Origin of the sequence: Propionibacterium sp. (assembly GCF_047719395.1) — a bacterium.
Lineage (GTDB): Bacteria > Actinomycetota > Actinomycetes > Propionibacteriales > Propionibacteriaceae > Propionibacterium.
In genome coordinates this window covers 15,512-41,831 of record NZ_JBDNTB010000020.1, presented here as the reverse complement: position 1 = coordinate 41,831, position 26,320 = coordinate 15,512, and the positions used below count along the sequence as shown (strand labels likewise).

Below are 26,320 nucleotides of genomic sequence, written 5' to 3'. Positions count from 1 at the left end.
TCCTCGAGGCCGGAGGATTCAGACCCCAACTACACCCTCAATCGTGAAGAGCCGGGAATGTCACCCGGCGTTGCGAAGCCCCAGTGTGCGAGCACCGCCAGCAGCAGGGACTCCTTGTCGGGCCAGCGCCAGACCTCAAGAACGAACCGAGTACGGGATCGTCGCCATTGCCATAGCCGCCAGAAGACACGGGAGCGTCGAGCCGAGACCATCAGGGACGGACCGAGTGCACCGCGCTGCTGCGAGAAGTTCGAACGACGCTGCACCAGCCGATCACGACGAGGCCCGTGGAGCGCTAGTTGGCCCCCACGCAGCTCAAGTAGAGCCCGATGAGGGCGTTCGCGTCGGCGCGTTCTGCGAAGTATTCGTGGCGTGCACCGTTGAGCAGCAGGAGATCAGCTCGCGGGATGTGCTCTGCGAGCACGCGGGCGTTGCGGGCGTCCGTGACGCCGTCATCGATTCCGTGAACGACGAGTGTCGGCGCTGTGATTCGTGGTGCTGCGTCCCAGCCGTCGTGTGCGGTGCTCATTGCCAGTTGCAGGGCCGCCTGCTCAGGATTGTGCGCTGGACTGATCTTCTGTGCTGCGGCCTCGGGGTGCGCACTCAGATACCCAGGCGTGTAGACGAGTTCGAGTGCCGCCTGGGGATCGCCGGTCTCGAAAGCTCGGGTCGCAGCAGCAGGCCTGGGCACGCCGTGCGCATCACCAATGGTGGTCGCCCCGAGCACGAGTCTTACGACCCGTTCCGGAAAGTCCGCGGCGACCCATTGGGCGATCCTGCCGCCGAGCGAATGCCCGTACACCGACGCGCGCTCGACACGGATCGCGTCCAGGACGGCGATCACATCTCGTGCGCTGTCCCGGGTCGACCAGTCAGGAGAGGGGATGTCGGAGCTGCGGCCGATGCCGCGGTTGTGGAACCGGATGATCGTCGCACCCGCCAGCGACGGAAGCATCGTGTCCCAGATGGTCTCGTCACCACCGAGGCCCGAAATGAGAACAACCACTGGTGCCGCCTGTCGTGGGGCTTCTGGCCGGTCAACCCGATACCAGATCGAGGCGCCATCAGGGGATGCGGCGAATCCGGTGGTCACGTTTCCCATGTTGTGTCCTCTTGTCCGAGTTTTCTTGTCGAGACGGCCGGCGTTGCGGAGAGTCGAGGGGCCACGGCGACCAGGACGGCGGCGATGACACGGACAGTGGAGCTGACGCCGATACCACCTGGATGCCGGGCAGGATACTCGCTGCGGAGGATGACGTGATGTGTGCTGACACGAGGGGCCCCCGGGCGATGCCAACCTGCTGGCCCTGCCCAGCACGGAAGGCGCCGAACCACCTCGGGGAGCGCCCGGGGCCAGTGAGGATCTCCACTCAGCTCGGTCAATGAGCCGGTCGGTGAAGTGGTCGCCCCGCAAGACTGGGGACAGGCCTGCCGAACTGGCTGGATGCTCATCTGGGCCAGATGCCCGAACTGCCGCGTCGGTGGGAGCCGAGCAGGTGAGTGTCAACAATGCCGATCGCTTCCATCAGAGCGAACGTCGTGGTGGGCCCGACGAATGAATACCCTCGCCGGCGCAGCTCCTCGGACAGGGCCACCGACTCCGGTGATGTGGCAGGAATGTCCTCGAGGTGCTCGGGTCTGGGCGTCGATGCGGGTTGGAAAGACCAGACCAGCGCGGCCAGGCCGTTGTCCTTCCGGAGGTCTACCGTCGCGCGAGCATTGCTGATGGTGGCGATGATCTTTCGTCGATTCCGGACAATGCCCGCATTGGCCATCAGAGGCTCGATGTCAGCGTCACCATATCCAGCGATGATGTCGGGAACGAAGCCATCGAACGCGGCACGGAACGCAGGTCGCTTGCGCAGGATGATTGCCCAGGACAGGCCTGCTTGGAAACCCTCCAGGCAGAGACGTTCGAAGACCCCGCGTTCGTCGGTGACCGGCATCCCCCACTCGGTGTCGTAGTAGTCGCGCAGTAGCGGATCCATCGAAGCCCATTCCGGACGCGCAAGGCCGTCGTCACCGACGACGAGGTCGGAGTGTGCAGGAATTCCGGTCATACAGTGCCCGCTTTCATCCGGACGGCGAATCGGGTCCTGTGGGTGGTGGCGTTGGTCCACCGGACCCACGCGACGGTCCACGGATCTGACGGCTGTTTCACCTGCCCCACACGGTCATGCAGTGGCCTCCAGTTCCAGGAGTGCCGTCTTGACATCCAGCCCGCCGAGGTATCCGCCGAGCGATCCGTCGGAGCGCACCACCCTGTGACAGGGAAGAACGATGGGCAGCGGGTTGGACGCGCAGGCGGCACCGACAGCACGGACAGCTTTTGGGTTCCCGACCAGCTCGGCCACCTCCTTGTAGCTTCGGGTCTTCCCATAGCCGATCTTCGGCAGATGACTCTGCACGAGCCGGCCGAATCCGTGCGACAGCGACAGATCCAGGTCGAGATCGAATACCTTCCGCTTGCGGGCGAAGTACTCGTCGAGCTCATGTGCTGCATCACCAAGCTGCTCTGGCGAATACAGGATGCGAGGGCTGAGCTCCACGGCGAGCTCCTCCAGCACCCGGTCATGATCCTCGACCGCGAAAGCCACCCGCGCCAATCCCTTCGGCGTGGCCGCGAGCAGCAACCTTCCAACCGGGCTATCCACTGTGGCGTACGCCACCTCGATCGGATCCCCCGCCCGCTGTACTGCCTGCTCCGGCAGTTCATGCACCGTCGCCCTCATACCAGAAAAGGTGGGCGCTGCCAGAACAGGCGCGCTGATCTCCTTTGCCATGCCCACCATGATGACGCTCCGTCCGGGTTATCGGTCTGATCAGGCGTGCCAGTAGTGGTTCGGGCTGATGGTGTAGTAAATGACCCAGATGACTGGGAACCACAGGAACACTGATGCGAGGATCCAGACGATCAGACTGTGGCCCGTCTGTTGTCTCGTGTAAACAGCTTCACGCCGCACATTGATCTGCGAAGCAGTCATCGGTCCAGCCATGTGACGTGGCTGCTCGGGTGCGTACTGCTGCCATTGTTGCCCGTCCCACCAACGTTGGTGGCCAGATCCGTCGTCGTACCAACCTGGGGGGACTTGTCCATAGGGCATCGACATGGAGGCAGCTTAACCTGCAGCTGTGGGGCACCGCGGGAGTACGACGGGCCCACCTGGTCATCCTCACCCGCGCAGCCGCAACACCAGATCCTCCAGCCTTCAGTGCGACTGACACCGGGGACTGTCACGGTGGAGCGGGGCTCCCCGTTCTCCCCACCCGGAGGTAGGTGGTCGATTCCGCAGCTCCATCGCCCGATGGTGATGACCCTCCTGGACAGGCGGACCAGAACATCAGACGCCGGTGGGCCTGATGATGCCACGACGGATGGCGGTGTTGACGGCTTGAGCGCGGTTCGCCGAGCCCAACTTCGCGAACAATCTCTGCAAATGCGTCTTGACCGTGGCCTCGGAGATGAACAGCTCCGTGGCGATCTGGGCATTGCTGCGCCCCGCGGCCACCAGTTGCAGGATCTGGGTCTCGCGGGGGCTCAGCGACTCGCCCGCCGAGTGCTGCGGTCTTCCGGCAAGGACCCGGGCCACGGAGGGCGCCAAGGTCATCTGGCCATCCATCGCCGCGCGGATGCCGGCCACGAGTTCGCGTCGGGGCGCCGCCTTCAGCAGGTAGCCCGCGGCTCCGGCCTCAATGGCGGAAAGGATGTCCTCGTCGGTCTCGTAGGTGGTGAAGACGACCACCACGATGCCCGGGGTGCGAGCGCGCAGCCGTCGTGTCGCTTCGACGCCGTCCATCCCTGGCATCCGGAGATCCATCAGCACGAGATCGAGATCGGTCCGTTCAGCCTCCACAAGGGCTTGGGCCCCGTCGGCGGCTTCGGCGACGATCTGTGCATCCGGAAGGTCTTGCAGCGCCGCGATGATTCCCGCTCTCACGATCGGATGATCGTCGACGACCATGATGCGGATCGCAGACTGCTCGATGGGGACGTCGTCACCCCTCTGCTTCGCGGTCATGCGATCGACTTCGCATCCACGGTGCCGTCCCGGGCGCCGGCAGCACGATCCTCTGACACGGCAACGAAGTGCGCGTCGCCATCCCGGGGCAGGATGATGCGCAGCTCGGTGCCGGCAGTGCCGGTGTTGAGGTCGAAGCAACCATCGGCCAGGGCAAGACGGGACTGAATGCCGCGCAGGCCATAGCCGCTGCTGGTGGCGACATCCACGTCGGTGGGGAATCCCCGCCCGTCATCGTGCACCGTCAAGGTGGTGTTGCCAGCATCCTGCTCGAGGCTCATCTCGACGCACCGGGCATTCGCGTGCTTGCGGATGTTCGCGAGAGCCTCCTGCGCGGCGCGCAGCAGGATGACCTCATCGGGCCGCTCGAGCACAGGTCTCGTCGGACGGCACGAGAATTGCGCTGAGAGCCCCGTCTGTTCGGCGAACTCGTGCATCAGACGGTCGAGACGATCAGGCAGCCCGGCTGGCCCCACTCCCGGCGCTTGGCCCTCGGCGATGATGGCTCGTGTTTCGGCCAGGGCCTGTCTGGCCGAGTGCTCAACCAGGGCGATGGTGCGGGCAGCATCCGGATGGAGGGGATCCGCCGTGAGCTGGCGCCCGGCCTCCTCCGCCATCATGACCACTCCCGTCAGGGTCTGGGTGAGGGTGTCGTGAATCTCGTGGGCGAGTCTCTCGCGTTCGGCGGCGGCACCGGCCCGCCGCTGCATCTCGACGACCTCATCGTTGACGGCATCCAGCTGTGCCTGCAGCCGGCCACGTTCACGGCCGAAATTCTCGATGTGCCGTATCCAGGCACCCATCGCCAGGCTGAACAGCAGATAGACCGCTGCCGCTTTGGCACCGTTCACCACCCCGCTGCGCGTCCAGCCGGCGTACCAGGCGTCACCGGCACCGACCCCAGCAGCAACCGCAGCGTTCGCGAGGATGATCGCCCACAGACGATTCGTCCAGTTCCAGGCGTAGGGACAGGCGACGAACAGCAGGATGGCCGCGATGGGCTGGCGACTGCACAGCACCATGAGCGCAGCGGTCAGGACGATGACGAACCCCGCACCCCACAGCCACCTGTACCGGACGGCAGACGGTTCAACCGCCCAACGCCCCATCGCGAACCACGCCACGACCAAGATCCCCAGGGCAAGGGGAACCAACCCGCCCGTCGAGCCAGATCCGGTCAGCGCGATGGCCACGATGATGGCAATCATCGCCGCGTCCCACCACTGCTTGCGCGGCCTGAACCTGCGAGGCATGCGCCTAAGGGTCATCAGCTTGGCTGCCACAGGTCAATTCTTGCGTATCCAGCGGAACACGAGCCGCACCGCAATGAATCCGATGACGAGCCATGTCCCCAGTGCAATGGCGACTCCCTGGAGGTTCCAGATGCCGCCGATCTCATTGGCGGCAAAACTGTCGGGCAGGAATACCGAGCGCATCCCCTGAGCCATCCACTTGAGGGGGAAGACCGAGGCGAGGTTCTGCATCCAGTGCGGCAGCTGGCTGAACGGCAGATAGACGCCCGAGATGAACTGCAGGACGAGGGCGATCGGGACGATCACCGCGCTGGCGCTCTTGCCATCTCGTGGCAATTGAGCGATGGCGATTCCGAGCAGGGCGCTTGCGGCGAGGCCGAGCAGGAAGACCCAGGCGAATACTCCCCAGGCCGAGGCGGTCGTGGGCAGCTTGACGTTGAACAGCACGCGCGCCACCACAAGGAGCAATAGACATTGCAGCGCTCCGCTGACAATCACCTGCACGATCTTGCCGATGAAATATGAAGCGGGGGAAAGTGGCGTGCCGGCCAATCTCTTGAGCGTGCCATCACTGCGTTCTGCGGCGATTTCGGTGCCGAGGTTCTGCAAGCCACTCAGCAGCATTCCCGCCGCAATCATGGCCGGCAGATAATAGTCGGCTGCCGTGACTCCAGGCCCAAAATTCATCGATGAAAACGCGCTGGCGAAGATGGCCAGCATGAACACCGGGAACAGGAAGGTGAAGAACACCTTGTCACTGCTGCGGAAATAGATGCGGACCTCGAACGCGGCGCGGTGAGCGCCGAGAGCAACAGTGTTCATCGGAGTGATCCTTCGAACTCGGAATCCTGAATCGGTGATGTCGTGGTGGCGCGGCTGAGAATGTCGAGATAGACGTCCTCGAGACTGGGGACGCCGACTTCAAGATCCGCGGGCTCGCCGATCGACTCGTACAGCGCAACGACCATCTTCGCGGGCTCGGGGCAACGTTCCGCATGCTCGCCCACGGCATCGGTCCACCGGACCACAGGCATCCTGGCCCCAGACCCGCCGAGTTCGTGGATGGAGCCTTCGGCCACCTTGCGTCCACCGGCAATGACGACCCCGCGGTCACTCAGTTCCGCGGCTTCGTCAAGGTAATGCGTGGTGAGCAGTATTGCGGTGCCCTCCTCGCGCAGGGACGCGATGAGACCCCAGAACTCGCGACGGGCCCCTGGGTCGAAACCGGTGGTCGGCTCATCCAGGAAGAGCAGTTCCGGGCGGCCCACGATTCCGAGTGCGACATCCACCCGGCGCTGCTGGCCACCCGACAGCTTCGACACCCGTTTGCCGGCCTGCTCGGTGAGCCCGACCGCCTCGATGGTCTCGCCGACATCTCGTGGCCGCGGATAGTAGCCGGCGAATTGCGCCACCAGCTCGCGCACAGTCGCCGCCTGCGGCATGCCGCTGGATTGCAGGACGATGCCCAGCCGACTGCGCCAATGACGACCAGCATCCTGCGGATCCTCGCCCAGTACCGAGACGTCTCCCCCGTCGCGCGTCCGATATCCTTCCAGGATTTCGATGGTGGTCGACTTTCCGGCCCCATTCGGACCCAGCAATGACACGATTTCGCCTGCCTCGATCTCGAAATCAAGATTGTCGACGACAGTGGCTGATCCGTACCTTTTCGTCAATCCGGTGACTCGCACCGCTGGTTGATTCTTCACCCCTTCATCGTGACTGACCATTGCTTCAGGCGGCAGCGGGCAAAGGGATGAATTCGGGGTCATCCGAACGGATGACACGGACTCAATGACACGGACTCAAGGGGATACAACAGAGGCCGCCACGGTGCCCGCACGACGTCCGGTGGTCGTGATGATCGCGGGTCAGTTGGGGTCCGTGGCGTCATCACACGCCGTGTGGGTTCCGATGCTGGCCCTCAGCTGCCAGACCAGCGCCTGGGCTGGGCACTCGACGACCCATGGCGGCATCTGTGTCGGGTAGACCCGGGTCGTGAGGGCCCGGCCAGCGCTGGTGAAGACTTCGACGATTGATCCGTCGACCAGCACGCGGACCGCCGGCCGACTCGCGGAATCGTCGAAGGCCGAGGCCGCGACGGCGCAACCGGAGTGCGCGCGCGCATCGGAGCTGGCATTCGTCCGGTCGATCGTGACGGTGTTGGCCTCGGCATCGATGCTGATGTCCAGGTACTCGGTTGCGGAGAATCGGAGTCGAACACAGCCTGTGGCGGGGGCCGGAACCACGATGTCGATCTGGGCTCCGACGGTTGCGTTCCGGGCTGGTCGTGGCGCCCCGACACGCAGCGAGTCGACCGCCGGATGCGGTTCGGTTCCGATCCTGCCCGCGTCGAGCCATGCCCGTCGAGGCAGTGAGATCGCCCCTGACCAGCCGGACTGTTTCGTCCACTCGGCCGTACGGCCCTCGGTGATCCAGCCGAACAGCACCGGCCCCCAGGGGCCCTCCCGCATGACGGAAGCGGCGTAGAAGTTCTGGCCATCGTCCACCCGGTACGGGTGCGGCGTCCCGCCCAGTGGGAAGGCGAGCACGTGGCCGGGACCGTCCGTGGGCGACCATGCCGAGACCACGGCGATGTCGGTGCCGTCGACGGTGAGGATCTGCGGGCATTCCCACCCCTCGCCGGTATCCGTGCCGTCGACGGTTGTGCGGTGCAGCGCCGCGAGATCGCCCACATACCTCCACGTGAACGCGTCGGTCGAGCGGTAGTGCCGGATGGATGCTGTGTGCCCGGCTGTGGCCGCACCGACGCCCATTGACCATCCGCCGCCATCCCGCCAGACGAAGGGATCACGGAACATCGTCACCCCTTCCTCTGCGGAGGGATCGTCGACTACGCGGACGGGAGGCCCGTAGGTGTTCCCGCTGTCGCGGGACTCCGCCATGAGCACGGACTGGAAGACCCTGTGGCTGAGTTTTCCGGAGTAGTAGGCACGGATGGACCCATCGTGGATGACGGTGTTGCCGGACCAGGCGCCGTCAGAGTCGGCTCCACCGGGGAGCGGGACGATCGCCGGGCGGTGAAGGGTCCAGTGCACCAAATCGGTACTCGAGGCGTGTCCCCATTCGACAGGTATGTCCAGGTCGACCCGTGGTCGTGACTGGAAGTACAGGTGAGTCCTCTCACCGTCATGGATCGGCCCATTGGGGTCATTGAGATAGCCACGAGGAAGCCGGATGTGGAACTGGGGAAGATGATGGTCAGCTGTGCGCGTCACGCTGCGGGATGCTTTCTTGAGGGCTGTGGAGAGGTCAGTGACGGGTTCGTTCATCGGGATGATCCAGCCGTGACAGCCGCGATGACATTTCGCTGCGCGAAGATGAACACCAGCACGCTCGGGATCATGGGACTGATGAGTGGGATCCTAATTCGGAACAGGTATGCCATGGGCTGGCACCATCCGATCGATGCCGCCTCCTGCACATCCACACAAATGGTCATCAGGGCAGCGACGCACAGGACGAACGTGAAGCCGCCTTGTTGCCGGGCCACCACCATCACCATAGTGGCCTTCGCCCAGGACGGGTCATCGAGTCACGGCACAACCGGTCGGTTCGTCGGATCTGGCCCAGTCGAGGAAGGCTTCCACGGCGGACGCGACGACCCGGGCGCGTACGGAGGCGAAGAGATCGAAACTGTGCTGTGTGTCCGGTAGCTCGGCGTAGACGACCGGGGAATTCGACATGACGGCCAGAGATGTGGCCACCGAACGTGGCCCCGCGGGTGGAATCGTGGTGTCCCGCGCGCCGCAGACGATCATGACCGGCGGCGCATCCGGCCTCGTCAGATTGAGGGGGGAGCTGGCTGGATCCGGGCTGCGGGGGCCCAGGTAGCCGTAGAGAGCGACCGCCCCCGCCACAGTGGTGTCGACACCTTCGAATCCGGGCTGGAAGCGGGAGTCCTGTGCGGTGAGCGCAGCGGAGACGGCCAGGTGGCCGCCGGCCGATCCGCCGACGAGGAAGATCTGGTCGGGATCGCCGCCGAGCTCGTCGGCGTGGTCCCGAAGCCATGCGATGATCCGTTTCGTGTCGACGAGTGGCTGAGGGAACGTTCCCTGGGATCGGAGCCCGTAGTTGGCGCTGACACACAGCCACCCGTGATCGGCGAGCTGGTTCAGCAGGGTGACGCCCTCGCGGCTCTTGCCGCCCCGGACGAATCCACCTCCGTGCAGGTGGATCAGTACGGGCCGCTTGGTCACTCGGTCCTTCCCGGTCGCTCGGTCCTTGCGACGATAGATGTCGAGGAGGTGGGCCCGCCCGCCGGAGCCATAGGGAACGTTCCGTACCCGCTCCACGGAGGCGACGTGCCGCTGGAACGGCTGCAGGATGCCGCGTCCCCACGGTGTGGTGAGCCCGGCATCCAGCCCGACCTCCGATCGGACGGATGCACGCCAGTTGGTGCCGAGTCCAGTGTTCAGCGCCGCCTCGAGCGCCGGTCGGACGTTCCGCGCACGCAGCTGGAGCCACACGAGCCCGAACGTCACGAGACAGGAGACTCCGAGAGCCGTCACCACTGCAGCGAGGCCATCGGCCGCGGCGTCGGTGAAACTGGCTGCCACCGACACGAGGAAGACCCCGAGCAGGACTGCGGGAATCTCGTTGAAAGCCATGGTCACAACGAAGATGCCGAACCCGAGAGGACCACGCCGAAAAGGAAACCACAGCGTCATGGCCACGAACAGTGCCCAGATCGAGGCTGTCACGAGGAGTCCCAACAGCTCATCCCTTCGAGAGTGCGGCAGTCGGCAGCCCAGCACCATGGATCGAGAGGATTACGGCCTGCTCGTGCGGGCGGCGCGCAGACCGTTGAGAGGGATGACGACTTCGGCGCCCTCGTGAACGAGGACCATCCTGGCGAGCCCGGGGACGCCGAACAACAACAATGGTAGGAGCACGGCGATGATCAAACAGGGACAAGGCGATGTTCTGGTTGATGATGCGTCGTGCCCTGCTGGCGTGGTCGAACGCGCGGGGAATGAGGCGCAGATCGTGGCCGGTGAAGGCGGCGCGGCAGGTTCGAATGCGTCCTCCGAGCCGGTTGCACAGCCCTCCACGAACAGGCGCTCCCGGTCACAGGATGGCGATGGGCAGTCCCGCGGTGATCCAGGCGCCCATGCCGCCGTCCACGCTCTTCACGTTCTGGTAGCCCTGTGCCTTGAGCAGCAGGAGGGCATACAGCGAGCGGCGTCCGGCGGAGCAGATCGTCACCACCTCCTGCGCGTGGTCAGCCGGGAGCCCCTGGGTCTCGCCCTCGGCAAGCTCGGACAGGGGCAGCGGGACGCTCCCGTCGATGTGCACCTGCTCCACCTCATCGGGGGTGCGCACGTCGACGATCGGCACGCCGGAATCCAGCAGGCGCTTCGCCTCGTCGGCATCGATGACGTCGGGCCCGACCTGGGCCAGGTCGAATGCTGCCGCGAGAGTGCTGGCGAAGGGATTCACGGGTGCGCTCTGCTCGGCCTCGTCGGCGGGGAACAGCCCGGGAAGATGGCGACGGAACGACGAGGAGTACTTGAAGGCGTTGTCGGGGAAGATCACGACCGCCACCACTCCCTCGTCGTCGGGGATGGCCTGCAGAGCCCCTGCAAGGGCGAGGCCACTGCTCGGCCCGGCGATGAGGCTCTCCTCCACGTTGAGACGGCGGCAGAGCTCGTAGGCCTCGTCATCGCCGATCTCGATGATGTCGTCGTACTCCTCCGGCTTGAAGAAGTCGGCGAGGGCCAGCGCCCGACGGCTGCGCACACCGGGAATGTCATGGCCCTCGGTCGGGTGGACGCCGATCACCTTTACGTCGGGATTCTTCTCCTTGAGGAAGCGCCCAGTTCCGGTGATCGTCCCGCAGGTGCCCAGCGACGCCACGAAGTGCGTCACCCCGCCGCCGGTCTGGCGCCAGATCTCCGGGCCTGTCGTGCGGTAGTGAGCCTCTGGATTGGCCGGATTGGAGTACTGGTTCAGCTCGGTCCACCCGGGACGCTGGGCAAGTTCGGCCGCCTTGGCCATCGCACCCTCCGGCTGACCGGGCATCGGGCACAGGTCGTCGTCCAGCTCGACCAGATCAGTGCCGAACAGCCGCAGGGCCGTGCGCTTCTCCACCGGGATGGCCTTCGACAGGGTTGCAGAAAATCTGTAGTTGTTGGCATTGGAGAGCATCGCCAAGCCGATCCCGGTGTTGCCGGAGGTCGGCTCCACAAGATTCTCCAGGTGCTCGCCGCGCTCTGTGGCGTCGCGCACGAGGTTCGCGGCAACGCGGTCCTTCACCGACCCGAAGGGGTTGTACCACTCGAGTTTGGCGTACACCTTGGCGCGCTTGAAGCCGCCGATGCGCTGGATCCGGACGATCGGCGTGGGATTGTCGGCCGAGGGCAGCAGTTCGAGGATGGAGTCATAGGTTCGCGTGGACTTGTCAGACACGATGTTCCTTCAGATTGATGTCAGACGAGGAACAGTACCCAGCAGCTCAACAACACCGACGATCGCTGGCGGACATGGGCCGAGGGCAACTCATCGATTCGAGCCCGATCCCCGTCTCCACGACAGTTGGGTCTGCTGCTCGGGTCCCCGGGCTGGCGAGGTTGACACCACGCTCCCCGCTTCGGAAGTAGGGATCTCATTGAGACCGACGCCTTCTTTTTCTCCGCGATGCCTTGATTTTCTCGACTGCACGGCTGGATCGGTCGACCCAGGTGGCGACTTCCGTCAGCAGTCAGCTTCTCGATGCCGCAAGCACCGCAGCGCGCTCGAGTCCGCCGTGCTCCAGGCCGGCCAGCCGGGACTGCCCTGCCCACACCTGCCGGCCGCGTCGGCTGACCGTGATGCGCAGGTTCCCTGCGAGGTGCTCGATGTCGCCGGGCACCGCGCGTCGCTGCCCGACCAGCGGCACGGGGAGGATGAGCGCGGTGGCGAGGGGCGCGTCCGCGTGCACGGACACCGTCCATCCGCGCGAGCGGCCGTCCAGCTCCCAGCTCCCGTCACTGACCTGGGCCCGGACCGGTGAGGTGAGGGGGTTCCCCAGACGGAGGAGCCGGCCGTCGGGCAGCCGCACGACCAGCGCGGTCACCTCGGTGTGCAGCGGCCCGGCGACGACTTGGCCGCCGGCGAAGGCCACGCATGCGCTGGGCTCGGAAAAGCCCTGTGCCTGCCCCCACCACCACGAGTCGGGGAAGCCGGCCTTGCCCCAGTTCTTCTCGCCGTAGACTTGGGCGCCCACAATCTCCTGGCGTTTCCCACCGGCCACGACCGTGCCGCTGGCCCGCGCACCCAGCAACCACGGATGCCAGTACTGGTTGAGCCCCGGAACGGACTGGAACCAGCTCGACCCGCCGAAGGGTCGCCTGCTCGGCCACCGGGCGAGCACGCTCAGCCGGACGTCGAGACGGGCATCTGGGCCCAGGTCGACCACGACCTGCTCGCCCGTGCCGAAGAAGCTCGCACCCTGTCCTTTCGCCCTGGCACCGATCCCGCCGAGTCGGACCTCTGCCTCCGGGAGGATCGTCTGGCGCCAGAAACCATCGGATGTTCCCAGACCGGCAAGGGCCCAGCGGCCGGTGTCGTCGGTCTGGACGCCGATGAGCGCGATGATGACTCGCCGGGTTTCCGGATCGGTGAACCGCCAGTAGTAGCCCTCCATCGCCACGCCATGAGCGCGTTCGGGGTGGCCGAAGGGCAGATCAGCTCCGGAGACGCGGTAGCCGTGCCGGCGCGCGCCGAGCCTCCAGCTGGGTTCGGCAGGGCCGACAGGAAGTAGGTGCAGGGCGGGGATCGCGGTGCGGAGCCAGCCGAGGAATGGACGATTGGCGAGAGGTGCCATGCCAGCGATCCTGCCATGCAGCTGGCAGCGGTCACGCCTCACCGCAGGCCACCGCCGCGCTCCAGCTGCCGAAGTGCGCCCGGACGGCCGAGCCTGACGGTCGTTCAACACCTGCGTCTCGTTGGGCGCTCGTCCAGTTCACATAGGACGAATAGGTCCGGGAGGAGGCATCGGAATCCGCTTCGCTGTCGCCCAGGAACTGCTTCATGGCCTCCACGTAGTCATCACCGGTGAATCTCAGTCCCTTCCTTGCACGTCCACGCGCCACAGCTTCGACACCGAGAGCACGCAGTGCGTCAGACCATGAGCCGTTGCCCAACCTCTTCATGACTGTTTGCGAGGTGACTGGCCACAGCGCAACTCCCTTGCTGGACTGCTGTCCGAGTTCTGCCAACGCGACCGTGCGGAGTTTTTCGTAACGGGCCACTGAAAGGGTTGCGGTGGGCTCATGCACTGCGACAGACCGCCCTGCCGCAATACCCTCAATCAGTGTCGCGACCGCGGTGGGTGAATATCCGGCGCCGGTCAGGAAATCCGATACGCCCGCGATGTCCAATTCCGGTAAGGCAGCCGCCCCGTTCACATTCCCCGTTGCAGCGTCCCGTTCATGCTCGCGACCGAAGAGCAGCCAAAAACCTGCTGCGATGAGCCAATCATCAATGATTGCCTCGCGTTCCTGCCGCCTGCCCCGAGCGCTGTTCACCACTCCCACCACGATATGCCCCATGCCCGTGCGCAGGGTGGTCAAACGCGGCCGTCACTTCTTTCGTGCAGTCCACCGTGAGTGGGAGTTCCGGGTCTTTGCCGCCCCGGGATGACGCTCGGCAGCAGGGCAAGGGTCATAGCCAGGGTCAGTCATGACAGATGCGTCATGACCGGAGCGGCGCCGACGAATCCGCCCAGGAACATGCCGATGAAAGGCGTGAAACCCCGGCCTGGTGTTCAGCAGGTCATGGCACTCGCCAGGACGGCATCGGTGAGGAGGACGAGCCGTTCCACGCGACGCAACCGTGCTGGCGATCCAGTCATGCATCCACTGTGCCTGCTCTCTGGTCTCCTGGAACCCCGATCGCCCGTCCGCGAGGCCACAGGAACACCGCGGGCACGGGAATTCCAATAATCTGAATAATCGCATCACCGGCCACAAAGCTGGCTCGGCGACCAGCTGCCACAGCCCTTCAGGACACCCCTTGCGGAACTCCCCAGGTTGATCCAGCGGTTGGTTTTTCCCGATTCCGTGCTTCGGTGGAGAACAGCACGACCACCCGATGACATGACTGCCCGAATAGGAGCAATCCATGAAGGTTCTCACAGTTGGTGCAGCAGGGGATTCTGCCGGTCTTGTGACTCAGGCCCTCTCGAAACGAGGCGTCGAGGTGCGCGGTTTGGTGCACTCCCCCGGACGAGTCGAAACCGCACTGAATAACGGCGCGCACGACACCGCAGTCGCCGATCTCCACGACAAGCCGGCCTTGATCAGCGCATTGGACGGCATGGATGCCGTCTTCCACATCGTCCCGGCATTCGCTCCGGATGGGGCGAAAATGGGCGTGACGATGGTGGAAGCTGCCATTGAGGCGGGTGTGCGCCGTATCGTGTTCTCCAGCGTCTACCACCCGTCGTTGGCCGATCTGTCGAATCATCGCGACAAGCAGCCGGTAGAGCAGGCCATCTACGACTCGGATCTGGAATTCACGATTCTGCAGCCGGCCATGTTCATGTCACAGCTCACGGGATATCTCGACATTGCCCGCCGTGATGGCGTCATTTCCGGACCATATTCGTCGGAATCGAAGATGGCCTATGTGGACTACCGCGATGTCGCCGAGGCGGCGACTTTGGCATTCACCACTGATGGTCTGGTCGGAGGCACATTTGAATTGTCCGGCCCCGGCCAGTTTTCGCGTCACGACATTGCCGATGAGCTGACCACCATGCTTGGCAAACGGGTCATTGCCGCAGGAGCAGTGCCCTCTGAGCTCGATTCGCAGATGTCGGCGGCCATGTGCGAGGGCCTGCTGCGCATGTTCCACCACTACGACGTCTCAGGCTTTCACGGCGGAAACTCGCTCGTGCTGGACACCCTCCTCGACCACCCGGCTACCAGCGTCGTGGACTATCTGAGGGAGCTCAGTTCCGGTTCCCTGAGGTGAGCTCCCGGTGCCCGCACCCCGCCCACACCACGGAGCAGCCATGCTGTGTGCTGGCCATGTGGTGTGCTGGAACGTACAGGGGTGATGCCCAAGTTGTCTGCGGTGACCTCCGCCGCACGGGTGCGCTCAGCTGAACGAGAGATCACTGGCCACCCGGTGGCTGACGGTTATTCTGGATGGACGGCCCGAAGCTGAGCCGTGACCACAAACACCCCATCGCCCGCAACTGCGGGCGCACACCACAACTAATGAACAGGATCGCGTGGCTCGTCCAGACGGAACATTGCTGATCACTGACGCCTTTGGTGCTCCGCCTGGGACAGATGCCATCGCGTTCTGCGAGAGGCGCGTCGAGATGACTTCAGAACAGATCTTGACACCATCCATCCGCACCGGAGCACCCACGTGGGTTGAGTTGTGCACGCACGACCCATCGGGAGCCGCCGAGTTCTACAGCGCACTTTTCGGCTGGGAATTTCAGGACCGGGGCGAGGCCTTCGGTCACTACCAGATGGTCAACGGTCCCAGTGGGGCGATTGCCGGCGCCATGTCGTCGATGGTTGACGAGAATGGCCCGACCGAGACACCCACCACGCCCACCGCGTGGACAATCTATCTGGGAACGACCGACGCCGAGGCCACGGTCAGCGCAGCACTTGCAGCAGGCGGACAGATCCTGCTGCCCCCGATGCCCATACCCACAGTCGGAATCATGGCTGTGGTCACCACACCCAGTGGCGCCGCGGTGGGCGTGTGGCAGCCTGCGCCCTTCAGCGGCTTCACGGTGACCATGGAGAATTCCACACCGGTCTGGTTCGAGCAGAATTCCACTCAGTTCGATGCGGATCTCGACTTCTACAAGAAGGTCTTCGGCTGGGATGCCCATGACATGCCCATGGAGGGCGGACCCCGCTTTGTCACCAACGGGGCCGACAGGGATGCCGTCTGCGGCCTGTATGAGGCGAAGGGTCTCAGCCCATCGGCTGGTTCCCAGTGGCACGTCTACTTCGCCGTCACCGACTGCGACGAGGCCTGCGAGCAGGCCGAGGAGCTGGGTGGCTCAGTGCTCTCCGAACCGGAGGATTCCCCTCACGGACGCTTCGCCAACCTCGCCGATCCTCAGGGTGCCCTGTTCGACATCATCGCCATGCCCTGACGGTCATGCAGCTGTGCTGCCTGCCGGGAGTTACTCGGCGGGCAGCACCTGGGGCCACAAATCCGTATGGTCGGAAGGCATCCACTCCTGGGCATCGGCGGGCTGCTGCTCGCCGGAGCGGATGTCCTTGACCTCACCCACCAGCCCGCCGAACCATACGAAGGGGATTCCGCGGCGATCGGCATAGCGGATCTGCTTGCCGTACTTGTCTGCCTTCGGCGCCACCTCGCAGGGCACGCCTCGCGCGCGCAGCAGGGCTGCCACCTCGTCGGCACCGCTACGGGTGTCCTCGTTGTCGACCGCGACGACCACGCAGGTGGGCACCGATCGACTCACCACGAATTCGTTCTTGGCAAGCAGCGGCGCCAGCAACCGGGTGACTCCCAGCGAGATACCGACCCCGGGATAGGAGTTCTTCCCGTCGCTGGCCAGGGAATCGTATCTCCCACCCGACGAGATCGAACCCATCGCCTCATGGCCGACCAGCTCGGTCTCGTAGACCGAACCGGTGTAATAATCCAGGCCGCGCGCGATGGACAGGTCGGCGCACAGCCGCCCAGGCACCCGCTTGTGGGCCTGCTCGACCAGCGTGACCAGCTCGGTCAGGCCCTCCTCCAGGAGCGGGTCGCTGACCCCGAGATCGCGCACCTGCTGCACGAAGCCGGTGTCAGAACTCCGGATCCCGGCCAGTTGCACGCACTTGTCGGCCACCGAGCTGGTCAACCCGAGCTCGCTGACCAGCAGCTCCTGGGTGGCCTGCGGCCCGATCTTGGCGTACTTGTCCACAAGCTGCAGCACCGCGAGGGTGTCCTCGATGCCCAGCCCGCGGTAGAAGCCCTCGGAGAGCTTGCGGTTGTTCACGTGCATGAGCACCGGTGCCAGACCGATCTGCTCGTGCAGATTCTCCAGCGCCTCCAGCATCACGAGCGGTGCCTCGACATCGTGGTGAGCAGCCAGTTCGCCTTGGCCGAGGATGTCGATGTCGGCTTGGGTGAACTCGCGGTACCGGCCTTCCTGCGGCCTCTCGCCACGCCAGACCTTCTGAATCTGGTAGCGGCGGAAGGGGAATTGCAGGTGCCCGGAGTGCTCCAGCACCCAGCGGGCCAACGGCACGGTGAGATCGAAATGCAGACCCAGCTCGTTCGAGTCATGCTCGTCGGCGTGCAGCCGTCGCACGACATAGACCTCTTTGGTGATCTCACCCTTGCGGCTGAGCTGGGTGAGCGGCTCCACCGAGCGCGTCTCGACATTGGCGAAACCGTGCAACTCGAAGGTCTCCCGCAAGGTGTCGAGCACCGCGAGTTCGACCATTCGTTCACGCGGCAGATATTCGGGGAAGCCCGACAGTGGCTTGGGACGCGCCATCAGCTCTGCACCTCCAGATAGGAATCGCTGAGATAGGGATTGCCGGCCAGTTCGTCGGCGACAGATGTGAAACCACCATGCCCTGGCAGCACGTGCGCCTGCGGCGGCAGTGTGCGTACCACCCGGCGCAGTGTCTCGCGCATGGTCGCGTCGTCGCCTCCGGGCATGTCCGTCCTGCCGATGCTACCGGCAAACAGGACATCGCCTGTGAACAGGATGCGCCCCTGGTCGGAGTCGACGCCGAGCAGTACCGATCCGGCAGTGTGCCCGGGAGCGGCTGTGACGCTGAAATCCAGCCCCGCGATGCTGACGCCTGCGTCGGGATCGTAGATCCGCAGGTCGCGCGGTTCAGGCAGCCGGATCTCACCCACCAGACGCGGCAGCAAACCCGCCATCTCCGGGGACAAGCCCGCGGCAGGATTGCCCAACAGCTCCCGGTCGGCAGCATGCACCCACACCGGGCAGTCGTGCGCATCGGAAATTCGAGCCGCCTGCGCGCAGTGATCGATGTGGCCGTGGGTGAGCAACACACCAGCCAACTCCAGATTGTTCTCGGCCAGTGTCTGTTCAACGGTGTCGGCAGCATCCATGCCCACGTCGATTGCCACTGCCTGCGGGCTGTCGTCGGGCGCCACGACATAGCAATTGGCCTGCCAGGGGCCGGCCACGAAGTAGGCGATGAACATGCTTGCCACCCTATCGGGCAAGATGGGAACCATGAGCGACAATGCTGCTCCGACTGTCCACGGTCGCGTCGACCCCGACGGAACCGTCTATGTGATCACCTCCGCCGGTGAGCGACGTGTCGGGCAAGTTCCCGACGTGGACCCCGACGAGGCGATGGCCTTCTTCACACGCAGGTTCACATCTTTGGAGACCGAGGTCTCGCTGCTGCGCCAGCGCGTGAAGTCCGGATCGTTGTCACCCGATGAGGCGCGCAAGCAGGTCAACTCGCTCAAGAAGAGCATCGCCGAGGCCAATGCGGTGGGGGATCTGGACGCTCTCGCCGCATCGCTCGATGGGCTTGCCCCGCTGCTCGAGGGCCAGGCGCAGGAGCGCCGCGAGGCCCGCCAGCGCCAGCACGAGGAGACACGCCAGGCCAAGGAGGAGATGGTTGCCAGGGCCGAGCAGATCGCCAGTGGCAATGACTGGCGCGGCGGTGTGAACCGTTTCCGCTCCCTGCTCGACGAGTGGAAGGCACTGCCCCGCATCGACAAGGCCACCGACGACGAGCTGTGGCATCGATTCAGCTCTGCGCGCACCGTCTACACCAGACGGCGCAAGGCCCAGTTCGCCCAGCAGGCGCAGGACCGTGAAGCGGCCCGCGAGGCCAAGGTGCAGATCATCCACGAGGCGGAGGGACTGGCGAACTCCACCGAATGGGGTGAGACTGCTCGGGCATTCCGGAATCTCATGACGCGCTGGAAGGCGGCCGGCCCTGCCCCGCATGAGGTGGACGACAAGCTGTGGGCGCAGTTCCGCGCTCTGCAGGACACCTTCTTCGGTGCGCGCAATGCCGTGATGGCCGAGCAGGACCAGGAGTTCCAGGTCAATCTGGTGGCCAAGCAGGAACTGCTCGACGAGGCCGAGAAGACGATTCTTCCGGTCAAGGATGTGTCCACCGCGCGCGGTCAGCTGCGGGAGTTCCTGGAGAAGTTCAACGGCTACGGGCGGGTTCCTCGCGACTCGCTGCGCTCGGTCGACTCACGGGTCCGTTCCCTGGAACAGGCAGTCAAGGCTGCCGAGGACGAGGAGTGGAAGCGCACCGATCCGGAAGCCAGGCAGCGTGCTGCCGACACCGTCGCCATGTTCGACTCCCAGATCAACAAGCTGGCCTCCCAGGCCGATGCGGCCGAGGCCCGTGGTGACAACAAGAAGGCCACCGAGCTTCGCGATTCGATCAGCACCTATCAGGGTTGGATGGAGCAGGCGAAGAAGGCCTTGGAGGAGTTCAGCGCCTGAGCAGCGCCCATCTGTTCGCTGCGCCGCGGGTCCGGACAGAGGGCCGACGTCGGCTCCTTGCCGTACCTGGGGACAGCGCTGCACCACCAGCGGTCCGCGGACTGTGAGCCCCTGGCCGCGGGCCGTGCGCTCACTGCTTGATGCGATACACGTCGTAGACCCCCGGCACCGTCTTGATGATCGACATCACATGGTGAAGATGGATGGGGTCGCTGGATTCGAAGGTGAGTTTGATCCTGGCGAGCTGGTTGTGCATCACCGCGACTGTCGCCGAGGTGATGTTGACATGCTGGTCGGCCAGCGCACGGGTGATGTCGGCCAGCGCTCCGGGGCGGTCGAGCATCTCCACTGCGATGCTCACAAGGAAGCCGCTCGAGGAGTCGGGGGCCCACTCGACTTTCACGATGCGATCGGGATGGCTCAGCAGATTCTCCGCATTCGTACAGTCGCGGCGGTGCACCGACACGCCGTTCTCGCGCGTGACGAAGCCGATGATCTCGTCGCCCGGCATGGGGGTGCAGCACTTCGCGAGTTTCACCCACATGTCCGCGTCGCCATCCACGATGATGCCGGAGTTGTTGCTCGTCGGGCGCACAGTACGGCCCTGGCGGGGCAACACGGAAGTCTCTTCGAGGCTCTCGCCGACAGCGCCCTCGAAACCACCCTCGGTTTCCATCAGGCGCTGCACCACGCTCGCCGCGCTGACCGTCCCCTCACCCACCGAGGCGTACAGGGAATCGACGCTTGTCAACCGCAGTTCATCGGCGACAGCGGTGAGATGTTCCAGGGTCAGCAGACGCTGCATGGGAACCCCGCTGCGGCGTAGTTGCTTGGCCAGCGCGTCCTTGCCGAGGTCTACTGCCTCTTCGCGGCGTTCCTGGGTGAAGTGGTGCCGGATCTTGGATTTGGCGCGCGGGCTCACCACGAAGTTCAGCCAGTCGCGGCTCGGGCCTGCATTGGCAGCCTTGGAGGTGAGGATCTCGACGATGTCCCCGTTTTCGAGTTTTCTCTCCAGAGGCGCCAGCTTGCCGTTCACCCGCGCGCCGATGCAGCGATGCCCGACCTCGGTGTGAATGGCATAGGCCAGATCCACCGGTGTCGCACCCTGGGGCAGAGCCATGACATCGCCCTTGGGGGTGAAGACGTAGACCTCGCGGGTCTGGATCTCGAATCGCAGGGAGTCGAGGAATGCCTCGGGGTCCTGCTCCTCCTTGGTCCACTGGTTGAGCTGGTGCACCCAGGCGAGGTCGGTGCCCTCGGGGTCGATCTTGCCGCCCGAGGCGTTCGGGTCTTCCTTGTACTTCCAGTGCGCCGCGACGCCGTATTCGGCACGCCGATGCATCTCATGGGTACGGATCTGGAACTCCACGGGATGGTTGCCCGAGCTGAGCACAGTGGTGTGCAAGGACTGGTACATGTTGAATTTCGGCATCGCGATGTAGTCCTTGAACCGGCCTGGCAGCGGGTTCCAGTGGGTGTGGATCACCCCGAGCGCCCCATAGCAGTCGCGGGTGGTGTCCACCAGGATGCGAAGGCCGACCAGATCGTAGATGTCGGCGAAGTCGCGGCCCCTGACGACCATCTTCTGGTAGATCGAGTAATAGTGCTTGGGCCGGCCGTAGACGGTGGCCTTGATGCCTGCATCCTTGAGATAGTTCTTGACCTCGTCGATGACCTCGCGCAACTGCTGCTCACGCTTGGGCGCGGCCTGCGCCACCAGCCTGACGATCTCGTCGTAGACCTTGGGCTGCAAGGTGGAGAAGGAAAGGTCTTCCAGCTCCCACTTGATGGCGTTCATGCCGAGCCGATGGGCAAGCGGCGCGTAGATCTCCAGCGTCTCCCGTGCGATCCGGTTCTGTTTGTCGGGCCGCAGGAAACCCAGCGTCCGCATATTGTGCAGCCGATCCGCCAGCTTGATGACGAGCACGCGGATGTCGCGGCTCATCGCGATGACCATCTTGCGGATCGTCTCGGCCTTGGCGGAGTCGCCGTACTGCACCTTGTCCAGCTTGGTCACCCCGTCGACCAGGATGGACACCGTCTCCCCGAAGTCGGCCTTGAGCTGTTCGATGGTGTAGCTGGTGTCCTCGACGGTGTCGTGCAGCAGCGCCGCGCACAGCGTGGGTTCGGTCATGCCGAGCTCAGCGAGGATGGTGGCCACCGCGAGCGGATGAGTGATGTAGGGGTCGCCGCTCTTGCGAGCCTGTCCAGAGTGATAGTGCTCTGCTGTGCGGTAGGCACGCTCGATGAGCGCCAGATCAGCCTTGGGGTGGTTGCTGCGGACCACGGAGAACAGCGGATCGAGCACGGCCGACTGAGGAGCCTTCACCGCACCGAGACGCGCCAGCCGCTGGCGCATTCGCAGCCTCGGCTGTTCGGGACCGGATGCGATGGTCTCCATGCCCTTGGACGGGCCTGGGGAGGCGGGCGGGAGCTGTGACTGAACGCCATGCCCGTAGGGGCCGTACACTTCATCGGTCGACATCTGTGCACCCCCTCCCCTTGTCGGTGGACCAAGCTTAGTGTTGCTCAGCCCCTTGGTATCAACAGCTCAGAACCGAGGAGAAGCTGTGCACTCCGCACTCCTCCAGGTGCGTCCGGCCGCCCAGGGCCTTCAACTCGATGACTGTTTCCACGTGCACGAGCTCGGCCCCCTCGCGGAGGATGAGCTTGGCCGCAGCACCCAGAGTGCCACCGGTGGCAAGGAGGTCGTCCACGAGCAGCACGCGCTGGCCGGGCAGCAGGGCGTCCTGATGGATGTTGAGCACTCCCGTGCCGTACTCCAGGGAATAGGACTCCTCGAAAACTGGCGCAGGAAGCTTGCCAGGTTTGCGCACCGGCACGAAGCCGACACCCATCTCCAAGGCCATCGGGGCGCCGAACAGAAAACCGCGGGAGTCGATGCCGACGATGATGTCGACCGGCTCGGGAGCCTGGTCGATCAGCACCTCAATGGTGTCCCGCAGGCCGTCGGGATCGGACAGCAGCGGCGTAATGTCGCGGAACTGCACCCCGGGCTCGGGGAAATTGGGAATGGTCCGGACCAGATTGCCGATCTCGGCCACACGGGGGTCGGCCTCAGACATAGCTCACTTCTTCCGCTGGCTGCGTGGCTTGCGCGCCGGCTGTTTTCGGCTGGACGGCTTGGACGCAGGCTTCCGGCGGGTGTCCTCCGCAGGTCCGGTCTGCGATGACGCGCCCGATTCTGCGCTCACCGCTGTCGCGGTTTCGTTGAGCAACGAGGTCTCCTCGCTGGTCGTCACCACCGACGTCTTCACCGCGACCTTGGGCGACGTGCGGTTGCGGGAGCGCTCAACAGCGGCAGCGTGCTTCTTCATCGCCGGTTCCGCCTCGCGAAGCTGGGCGAGCAGCGGTGTGGCGATGAAGATCGAGGAATAGGCGCCGGTCACCATGCCGATGAGCAAGGCGAGCCCGAGGTCGGCCAGCGGGCCCTCCCCACCCAGGAAACCGACGCCGGCGATGAGCAGCGCGAGCACTGGCAGGATGCCGATGAGCGTGGTGTTGATCGACCGCACGAGCACCTGGTTGACAGCCTCATTGGCAGCCTCGGAGAAGGTGCGCTTCTGGTGCGTGATGTCTGTGGTGTTCTCGCGCACCTTGTCGAAGACCACCACGGTGTCGTAGAGCGAGTAGCCGAGAATGGTGAGTACGCCGATCAGCGTGGACGGTGTCACAGTGAATCCCACCAGGGCATAGATGCCGACGGTGACGATCAGGTCGTGGGCCAGCGCGACCAACGCCGACACGGCCATCCGCCATTCCCTGAAGAAGACCCAGATCATCAGCCCGACGAGAACCAGGAAGACGATCAGCGCCTGGAGGGCCTTGTCAGTGATCTGGTGACCCCATGAGGGGCCGATCAGTGAATAGTTCACCTTCTCCGGCGTGGTACCGGCGGCGTGGGCCAGCGCCTCGCGCATGGTCGTGACTTCGCCGGCGGACAGGCTGCGGGTCTGCACGCGCACCGAGTTGCCACCCAGCGTGGTCACCTCTGTGCCGTCCAGATTCGGCACGCCTGCATTGGCGGCCGCCTGTTTGTACTCGGGGATCGTCTGGGAGCTCACGGCGCTCACCGGGGCGGTGAACACCGAACCACCCTCGAAGTCGATGCCGAGGTTCAGCCCGCGTGTGAACAGCGCCACGACAGAGATGAGCAACAGGACCGCCGAGATGGTGTACCAGCGGCGCCGATGCCCGACGAAGTCGAAGCCGAACTCGCCGGTGTAGAGCCGGTGAGCAAAGCTGGTGGACTGCGGCGTGATCTCGTCGGGCGTCTCAGCCTCAGTGCGCGTGGTCTTGTCCGTCTGGCTCATCGTGACTCCTCGGCCCCGGCAGCGGCTGTCTTCGCGCTGTCATGGTGGGCCTGCCGGGTGCGCGACCTTCGTCTGCCCGTCAGGGACGCCCGGCTCACCCCGAGATGCTCGGGTTCGAAGCCCGAGAAGCGCTGCCCGGTGCCGTAGAAGTGCGTCCGGCCGAGCAGGGTGACCAGCGGATGGGTGAAGAAGAAGACGACGAACAGGTCGATGCCGGTAGTCACGCCGAGGGTGAAGGCGAAACCCTTGACCTCGCCGATGGCCAGCACGAACAGCACGACAGCGCTCAGCATCTGCACCGCATCCGCCATCACGATGGTGGTGCGTGCCTTGGTCCAGCCACTCTGGATGGAGTGCTGCAGGGAATATCCGTCGCGGATCTCGTCACGTATTCGTTCGAAATAGACGATGAACGAGTCGGCTGTGACGCCGATGGCCACGATGGCGCCGGCGATGCCGGGCAGGTTCATCGCAAAACCAACCGTGGCGCCCAGCAGCACGATGGTGGCCCAGGTGACCAGGGCCGCGGCGAGCAGTGAACCCACCACGACCACACCGAGCCCGCGATAGTAGAGGAAGCTGTACAGCACGACGAGCGCGAGCCCGATGATGCCGGCGATGATGCCGGCCTTCAGCTGGTCGCCACCCAGGCTGGCCGAGACGGTATCGACGGAGGACACGTCGAAGCTGACCGGAAGGGCACCGAACTTCAACTCATTAGCCAGCGTCCTGGCGGTGTCCTGGTTGATGCTGTCGCCGGAGATGCTCGCGCTGCCATCGGTGATGGCAGAGGAGACACTGGGCGCGGAAACCACCTTGCCGTCGAGCACGATGCCGAACTGGTTCTTCGGCTGGGTCTGCTGGGCGAGCTGCGTGGTGACCTGACCGAATCGATCGGTTCCCTGGGAGTTGAACTTCAACGAGACCTGCCAGGCGACCTCCCCCTGCGGGATCCCGGCCTGGGAGTCGGTGATGGCAGTGCCACTGATCAGCTCCGGGCCGAGCAGGTACTTGATCTTGCCGTCCTCGCTGCATGCGAACAGCGGTTGATCGGAGACATTGGGGAAGGGATCGCCGCAGTTCCAGGACGCAAAGTCGGTGGTGTCCTGGGTGCTCGGCTGCCATGCCAGCAGCTTGGAGAAGTCAGGAGCGGTCGCGGCTGGTGCCGTGGGGCGGGGGCCTCCGGTGGGTGAGGGCAGCAGGCCAGCGGTGGCCGGAGCCGTCACAGGGGTGGGCGTGGGAGTGGGCGAGGGCAACAGCCCGGCGGTGGCCGGTGCGCTCGGATTGGCACTCGAAGACGATCCGGTGGACTGCTGGGCGTCGAAGACATTGCGGAAACCCAGTTGAGCGGTACTGCCCACCAGCTGCACCAGCTCGTCATTGCTCACATTGGGCACCGCCACCTGGATCTGGTGATCTCCCTGCAGGGTCACCGAGGATTCGCCCACACCGAGCGCGTCGACGCGCTTCTGGATGATCGTCTGGGCTGTTTCGAGATTCTGTTTGGAGGGTGCCGAACCATCGGCGTTGTTCCGCGCCGTGAGGGTGATGGTCGTACCACCCTTCAGGTCCAGACCGAGGCGTGGGGTCCACGTCTTGCTGACTGCCATGAGCGTGTAGAGGGCCACCAGGATGAGGCCGAAGATGATCAGCCGGCGTCCTGGGAAGGTGTGCTGTGATCCAGTGTTGCGTGCCATGTGAAGTGCGTCCCGAAGGGACTACTTGCTGTCTCCTCCGGTGTGATTCTTGTTGTCAGGTGATCCGGCAAGCGGCTCATCGGCCACCTGCCCGTCCACCGGTGTCGTGTCGGGATCGGTGCGCGGCTCTTCCGGCGCGAGGGGGGACGCGGGGGTCTCGTCGAGGGGAAGCAGCGAGGGGGTGCCCTCAGGGGCGGAGGTCTCGGCTGGTTCGTCCGGCTCGGCGTCCTGGTCGACGTCGGCGTACTCGAACTCTTCTTCCTCAGGGGCGATGATCTTCGCCACGGCCTGCCGCACGACGGTGATGTCCACGCCTGGTGCAAGCTCGATCACGAGCTGCTTGTCGCCCGCCGCACGGATCGAGCCGAAGATTCCGCTGGTCAGCATCACCCGGGCGCCTGGCTTGGCCGCTGCGAGCATGTCCCTCTGCTTCTGCTGCTGCTTCTTCTGCGGGCGGATCATCAGGAAGTACATGGCAGCGAACATCACCACGACCAGAATGATCAGGGACGAGCCTTGCATTGTTGTCCTCACTTCTCGGGGGCACCCGCCT

The 26,320-nt window shown here is 64.8% G+C and carries 23 protein-coding genes and 1 pseudogene; 3 read left to right on the top strand and 21 right to left on the bottom strand.

Annotation, left to right across the window (positions count from 1 at the left end; all coding sequences use genetic code 11):
- Positions 1–295 precede the first annotated feature (295 nt).
- The 14 genes and pseudogenes from ABF648_RS05320 to ABF648_RS05255 form a co-directional block, all read right to left on the bottom strand.
- Positions 296–1,102 (bottom strand): alpha/beta fold hydrolase, encoded by an 807-nt coding sequence (locus ABF648_RS05320; RefSeq protein ID WP_415631255.1) that lies wholly within the window; start codon positions 1,100–1,102, stop codon positions 296–298.
- A gap of 346 nt (positions 1,103–1,448) precedes the next feature.
- Positions 1,449–2,060, bottom strand: coding sequence for a DNA-3-methyladenine glycosylase I (locus ABF648_RS05315; protein ID WP_415631254.1), 612 nt, complete (start codon positions 2,058–2,060; stop codon positions 1,449–1,451).
- A 114-nt stretch (positions 2,061–2,174) separates the two neighbouring features.
- Positions 2,175–2,783: a methylated-DNA--[protein]-cysteine S-methyltransferase gene (locus ABF648_RS05310; protein WP_415631253.1), complete on the bottom strand. Its 609-nt coding sequence runs from the start codon at positions 2,781–2,783 to the stop codon at positions 2,175–2,177.
- Between the two features lie 39 nt (positions 2,784–2,822).
- The gene (locus ABF648_RS05305; protein WP_415631252.1) at positions 2,823–3,110 is read right to left on the bottom strand and encodes a DUF2510 domain-containing protein; all 288 of its coding nucleotides are present in this window, start codon (positions 3,108–3,110) and stop codon (positions 2,823–2,825) included.
- Between the two features lie 231 nt (positions 3,111–3,341).
- Positions 3,342–4,019 (bottom strand): response regulator, encoded by a 678-nt coding sequence (locus ABF648_RS05300; RefSeq protein WP_415631251.1) that lies wholly within the window; start codon positions 4,017–4,019, stop codon positions 3,342–3,344.
- A complete protein-coding gene (locus tag ABF648_RS05295; RefSeq protein WP_415631250.1) occupies positions 4,016–5,272 on the bottom strand; it encodes a sensor histidine kinase in 1,257 nt (418 codons plus the stop codon). Before ABF648_RS05295 ends, ABF648_RS05300 begins: the two co-directional genes overlap by 4 nt.
- A gap of 33 nt (positions 5,273–5,305) precedes the next feature.
- Positions 5,306–6,094, bottom strand: coding sequence for an ABC transporter permease (locus ABF648_RS05290; protein WP_415631249.1), 789 nt, complete (start codon positions 6,092–6,094; stop codon positions 5,306–5,308).
- Entirely contained in the window at positions 6,091–6,981 is an 891-nt protein-coding gene (locus tag ABF648_RS05285) for an ABC transporter ATP-binding protein (RefSeq protein WP_415631248.1), read from the bottom strand. The genes ABF648_RS05290 and ABF648_RS05285 overlap by 4 nt, the downstream gene beginning before the upstream one ends.
- Positions 6,982–7,143: 162 nt before the next feature.
- Positions 7,144–8,565 (bottom strand): glycoside hydrolase family 32 protein, encoded by a 1,422-nt coding sequence (locus tag ABF648_RS05280; protein WP_415631247.1) that lies wholly within the window; start codon positions 8,563–8,565, stop codon positions 7,144–7,146.
- Between the two features lie 255 nt (positions 8,566–8,820).
- A complete protein-coding gene (locus ABF648_RS05275; protein ID WP_415631246.1) occupies positions 8,821–9,996 on the bottom strand; it encodes an alpha/beta hydrolase in 1,176 nt (391 codons plus the stop codon).
- 69 nt (positions 9,997–10,065) lie between these two features.
- A pseudogene (locus ABF648_RS05270) lies at positions 10,066–10,335 on the bottom strand (cation-transporting P-type ATPase); the annotation flags it as partial.
- 28 nt (positions 10,336–10,363) lie between these two features.
- Positions 10,364–11,704 carry a pyridoxal-phosphate dependent enzyme gene (locus tag ABF648_RS05265; RefSeq protein WP_415631245.1) on the bottom strand — a complete coding sequence of 447 codons (1,341 nt, stop codon included), beginning with the start codon at positions 11,702–11,704 and terminating at the stop codon, positions 10,364–10,366.
- A gap of 292 nt (positions 11,705–11,996) precedes the next feature.
- Positions 11,997–13,100: a tocopherol cyclase family protein gene (locus ABF648_RS05260; protein ID WP_415631244.1), complete on the bottom strand. Its 1,104-nt coding sequence runs from the start codon at positions 13,098–13,100 to the stop codon at positions 11,997–11,999.
- Between the two features lie 31 nt (positions 13,101–13,131).
- Entirely contained in the window at positions 13,132–13,806 is a 675-nt protein-coding gene (locus ABF648_RS05255; protein ID WP_415631243.1) for a hypothetical protein, read from the bottom strand.
- Between the two features lie 592 nt (positions 13,807–14,398).
- On the opposite strand from ABF648_RS05255, the gene ABF648_RS05250 reads away from it, so the two are divergent.
- Positions 14,399–15,253 (top strand): SDR family oxidoreductase, encoded by an 855-nt coding sequence (locus ABF648_RS05250; RefSeq protein ID WP_415631242.1) that lies wholly within the window; start codon positions 14,399–14,401, stop codon positions 15,251–15,253.
- Between the two features lie 355 nt (positions 15,254–15,608).
- Positions 15,609–16,409, top strand: coding sequence for a VOC family protein (locus ABF648_RS05245; RefSeq protein ID WP_415631241.1), 801 nt, complete (start codon positions 15,609–15,611; stop codon positions 16,407–16,409).
- Positions 16,410–16,439: 30 nt separating this feature from the next.
- On the opposite strand, the gene hisS is transcribed toward ABF648_RS05245, so the two are convergent.
- On the bottom strand, positions 16,440–17,774 hold the full coding sequence (gene hisS, locus ABF648_RS05240; RefSeq protein ID WP_415631240.1) for a histidine--tRNA ligase: 1,335 nt from the start codon (positions 17,772–17,774) through the stop codon (positions 16,440–16,442).
- Positions 17,774–18,493 carry an MBL fold metallo-hydrolase gene (locus tag ABF648_RS05235; protein ID WP_415631239.1) on the bottom strand — a complete coding sequence of 240 codons (720 nt, stop codon included), beginning with the start codon at positions 18,491–18,493 and terminating at the stop codon, positions 17,774–17,776. Before ABF648_RS05235 ends, hisS begins: the two co-directional genes overlap by 1 nt.
- On the opposite strand from ABF648_RS05235, the gene ABF648_RS05230 reads away from it, so the two are divergent.
- Positions 18,453–19,736, top strand: a complete 1,284-nt coding sequence (locus tag ABF648_RS05230; RefSeq protein WP_415631238.1) for a DUF349 domain-containing protein — start codon at positions 18,453–18,455, stop codon at positions 19,734–19,736. The two genes, ABF648_RS05235 and ABF648_RS05230, sit on opposite strands and share 41 nt — an antisense overlap.
- 130 nt (positions 19,737–19,866) lie before the next feature.
- On the opposite strand, the gene ABF648_RS05225 is transcribed toward ABF648_RS05230, so the two are convergent.
- Genes ABF648_RS05225 through yajC form a run of 5 tightly spaced genes read right to left on the bottom strand, consistent with a single transcriptional unit; the run spans position 19,867 to position 26,289 of the window.
- On the bottom strand, positions 19,867–22,221 hold the full coding sequence (locus tag ABF648_RS05225; RefSeq protein WP_415631237.1) for a RelA/SpoT family protein: 2,355 nt from the start codon (positions 22,219–22,221) through the stop codon (positions 19,867–19,869).
- A 58-nt stretch (positions 22,222–22,279) separates the two neighbouring features.
- Positions 22,280–22,822 carry an adenine phosphoribosyltransferase gene (locus tag ABF648_RS05220; protein ID WP_415631236.1) on the bottom strand — a complete coding sequence of 181 codons (543 nt, stop codon included), beginning with the start codon at positions 22,820–22,822 and terminating at the stop codon, positions 22,280–22,282.
- A gap of 3 nt (positions 22,823–22,825) precedes the next feature.
- Complete coding sequence (gene secF, locus ABF648_RS05215; protein ID WP_415631235.1) at positions 22,826–24,070, bottom strand: protein translocase subunit SecF; 1,245 nt, start codon at positions 24,068–24,070, stop codon at positions 22,826–22,828.
- Positions 24,067–25,767: a protein translocase subunit SecD gene (gene secD, locus ABF648_RS05210; protein ID WP_415631234.1), complete on the bottom strand. Its 1,701-nt coding sequence runs from the start codon at positions 25,765–25,767 to the stop codon at positions 24,067–24,069. Before secD ends, secF begins: the two co-directional genes overlap by 4 nt.
- A gap of 21 nt (positions 25,768–25,788) precedes the next feature.
- Positions 25,789–26,289 carry a preprotein translocase subunit YajC gene (gene yajC, locus ABF648_RS05205; protein ID WP_415631233.1) on the bottom strand — a complete coding sequence of 167 codons (501 nt, stop codon included), beginning with the start codon at positions 26,287–26,289 and terminating at the stop codon, positions 25,789–25,791.
- Positions 26,290–26,320: the final 31 nt, after the last annotated feature.

Coding starts and splice junctions, on each gene's coding strand:
- ABF648_RS05280 (WP_415631247.1), bottom strand. CDS start 8,565: ATGAACGAACCCGTCACTGACCTCTCCACAGCCCTCAAGAAAGCATCC.
- secF (WP_415631235.1), bottom strand. CDS start 24,070: ATGAGCCAGACGGACAAGACCACGCGCACTGAGGCTGAGACGCCCGAC.
- ABF648_RS05225 (WP_415631237.1), bottom strand. CDS start 22,221: ATGTCGACCGATGAAGTGTACGGCCCCTACGGGCATGGCGTTCAGTCA.
- ABF648_RS05295 (WP_415631250.1), bottom strand. CDS start 5,272: ATGCCTCGCAGGTTCAGGCCGCGCAAGCAGTGGTGGGACGCGGCGATG.
- yajC (WP_415631233.1), bottom strand. CDS start 26,289: ATGCAAGGCTCGTCCCTGATCATTCTGGTCGTGGTGATGTTCGCTGCC.
- ABF648_RS05310 (WP_415631253.1), bottom strand. CDS start 2,783: ATGGCAAAGGAGATCAGCGCGCCTGTTCTGGCAGCGCCCACCTTTTCT.
- ABF648_RS05245 (WP_415631241.1), top strand. CDS start 15,609: ATGACTTCAGAACAGATCTTGACACCATCCATCCGCACCGGAGCACCC.
- ABF648_RS05315 (WP_415631254.1), bottom strand. CDS start 2,060: ATGACCGGAATTCCTGCACACTCCGACCTCGTCGTCGGTGACGACGGC.
- ABF648_RS05220 (WP_415631236.1), bottom strand. CDS start 22,822: ATGTCTGAGGCCGACCCCCGTGTGGCCGAGATCGGCAATCTGGTCCGG.
- ABF648_RS05235 (WP_415631239.1), bottom strand. CDS start 18,493: ATGGTTCCCATCTTGCCCGATAGGGTGGCAAGCATGTTCATCGCCTAC.
- secD (WP_415631234.1), bottom strand. CDS start 25,767: ATGGCACGCAACACTGGATCACAGCACACCTTCCCAGGACGCCGGCTG.
- ABF648_RS05250 (WP_415631242.1), top strand. CDS start 14,399: ATGAAGGTTCTCACAGTTGGTGCAGCAGGGGATTCTGCCGGTCTTGTG.
- ABF648_RS05320 (WP_415631255.1), bottom strand. CDS start 1,102: ATGGGAAACGTGACCACCGGATTCGCCGCATCCCCTGATGGCGCCTCG.
- ABF648_RS05230 (WP_415631238.1), top strand. CDS start 18,453: ATGAACATGCTTGCCACCCTATCGGGCAAGATGGGAACCATGAGCGAC.
- ABF648_RS05300 (WP_415631251.1), bottom strand. CDS start 4,019: ATGACCGCGAAGCAGAGGGGTGACGACGTCCCCATCGAGCAGTCTGCG.
- ABF648_RS05260 (WP_415631244.1), bottom strand. CDS start 13,100: ATGGCACCTCTCGCCAATCGTCCATTCCTCGGCTGGCTCCGCACCGCG.
- ABF648_RS05305 (WP_415631252.1), bottom strand. CDS start 3,110: ATGTCGATGCCCTATGGACAAGTCCCCCCAGGTTGGTACGACGACGGA.
- hisS (WP_415631240.1), bottom strand. CDS start 17,774: ATGGCGCGTCCCAAGCCACTGTCGGGCTTCCCCGAATATCTGCCGCGT.
- ABF648_RS05290 (WP_415631249.1), bottom strand. CDS start 6,094: ATGAACACTGTTGCTCTCGGCGCTCACCGCGCCGCGTTCGAGGTCCGC.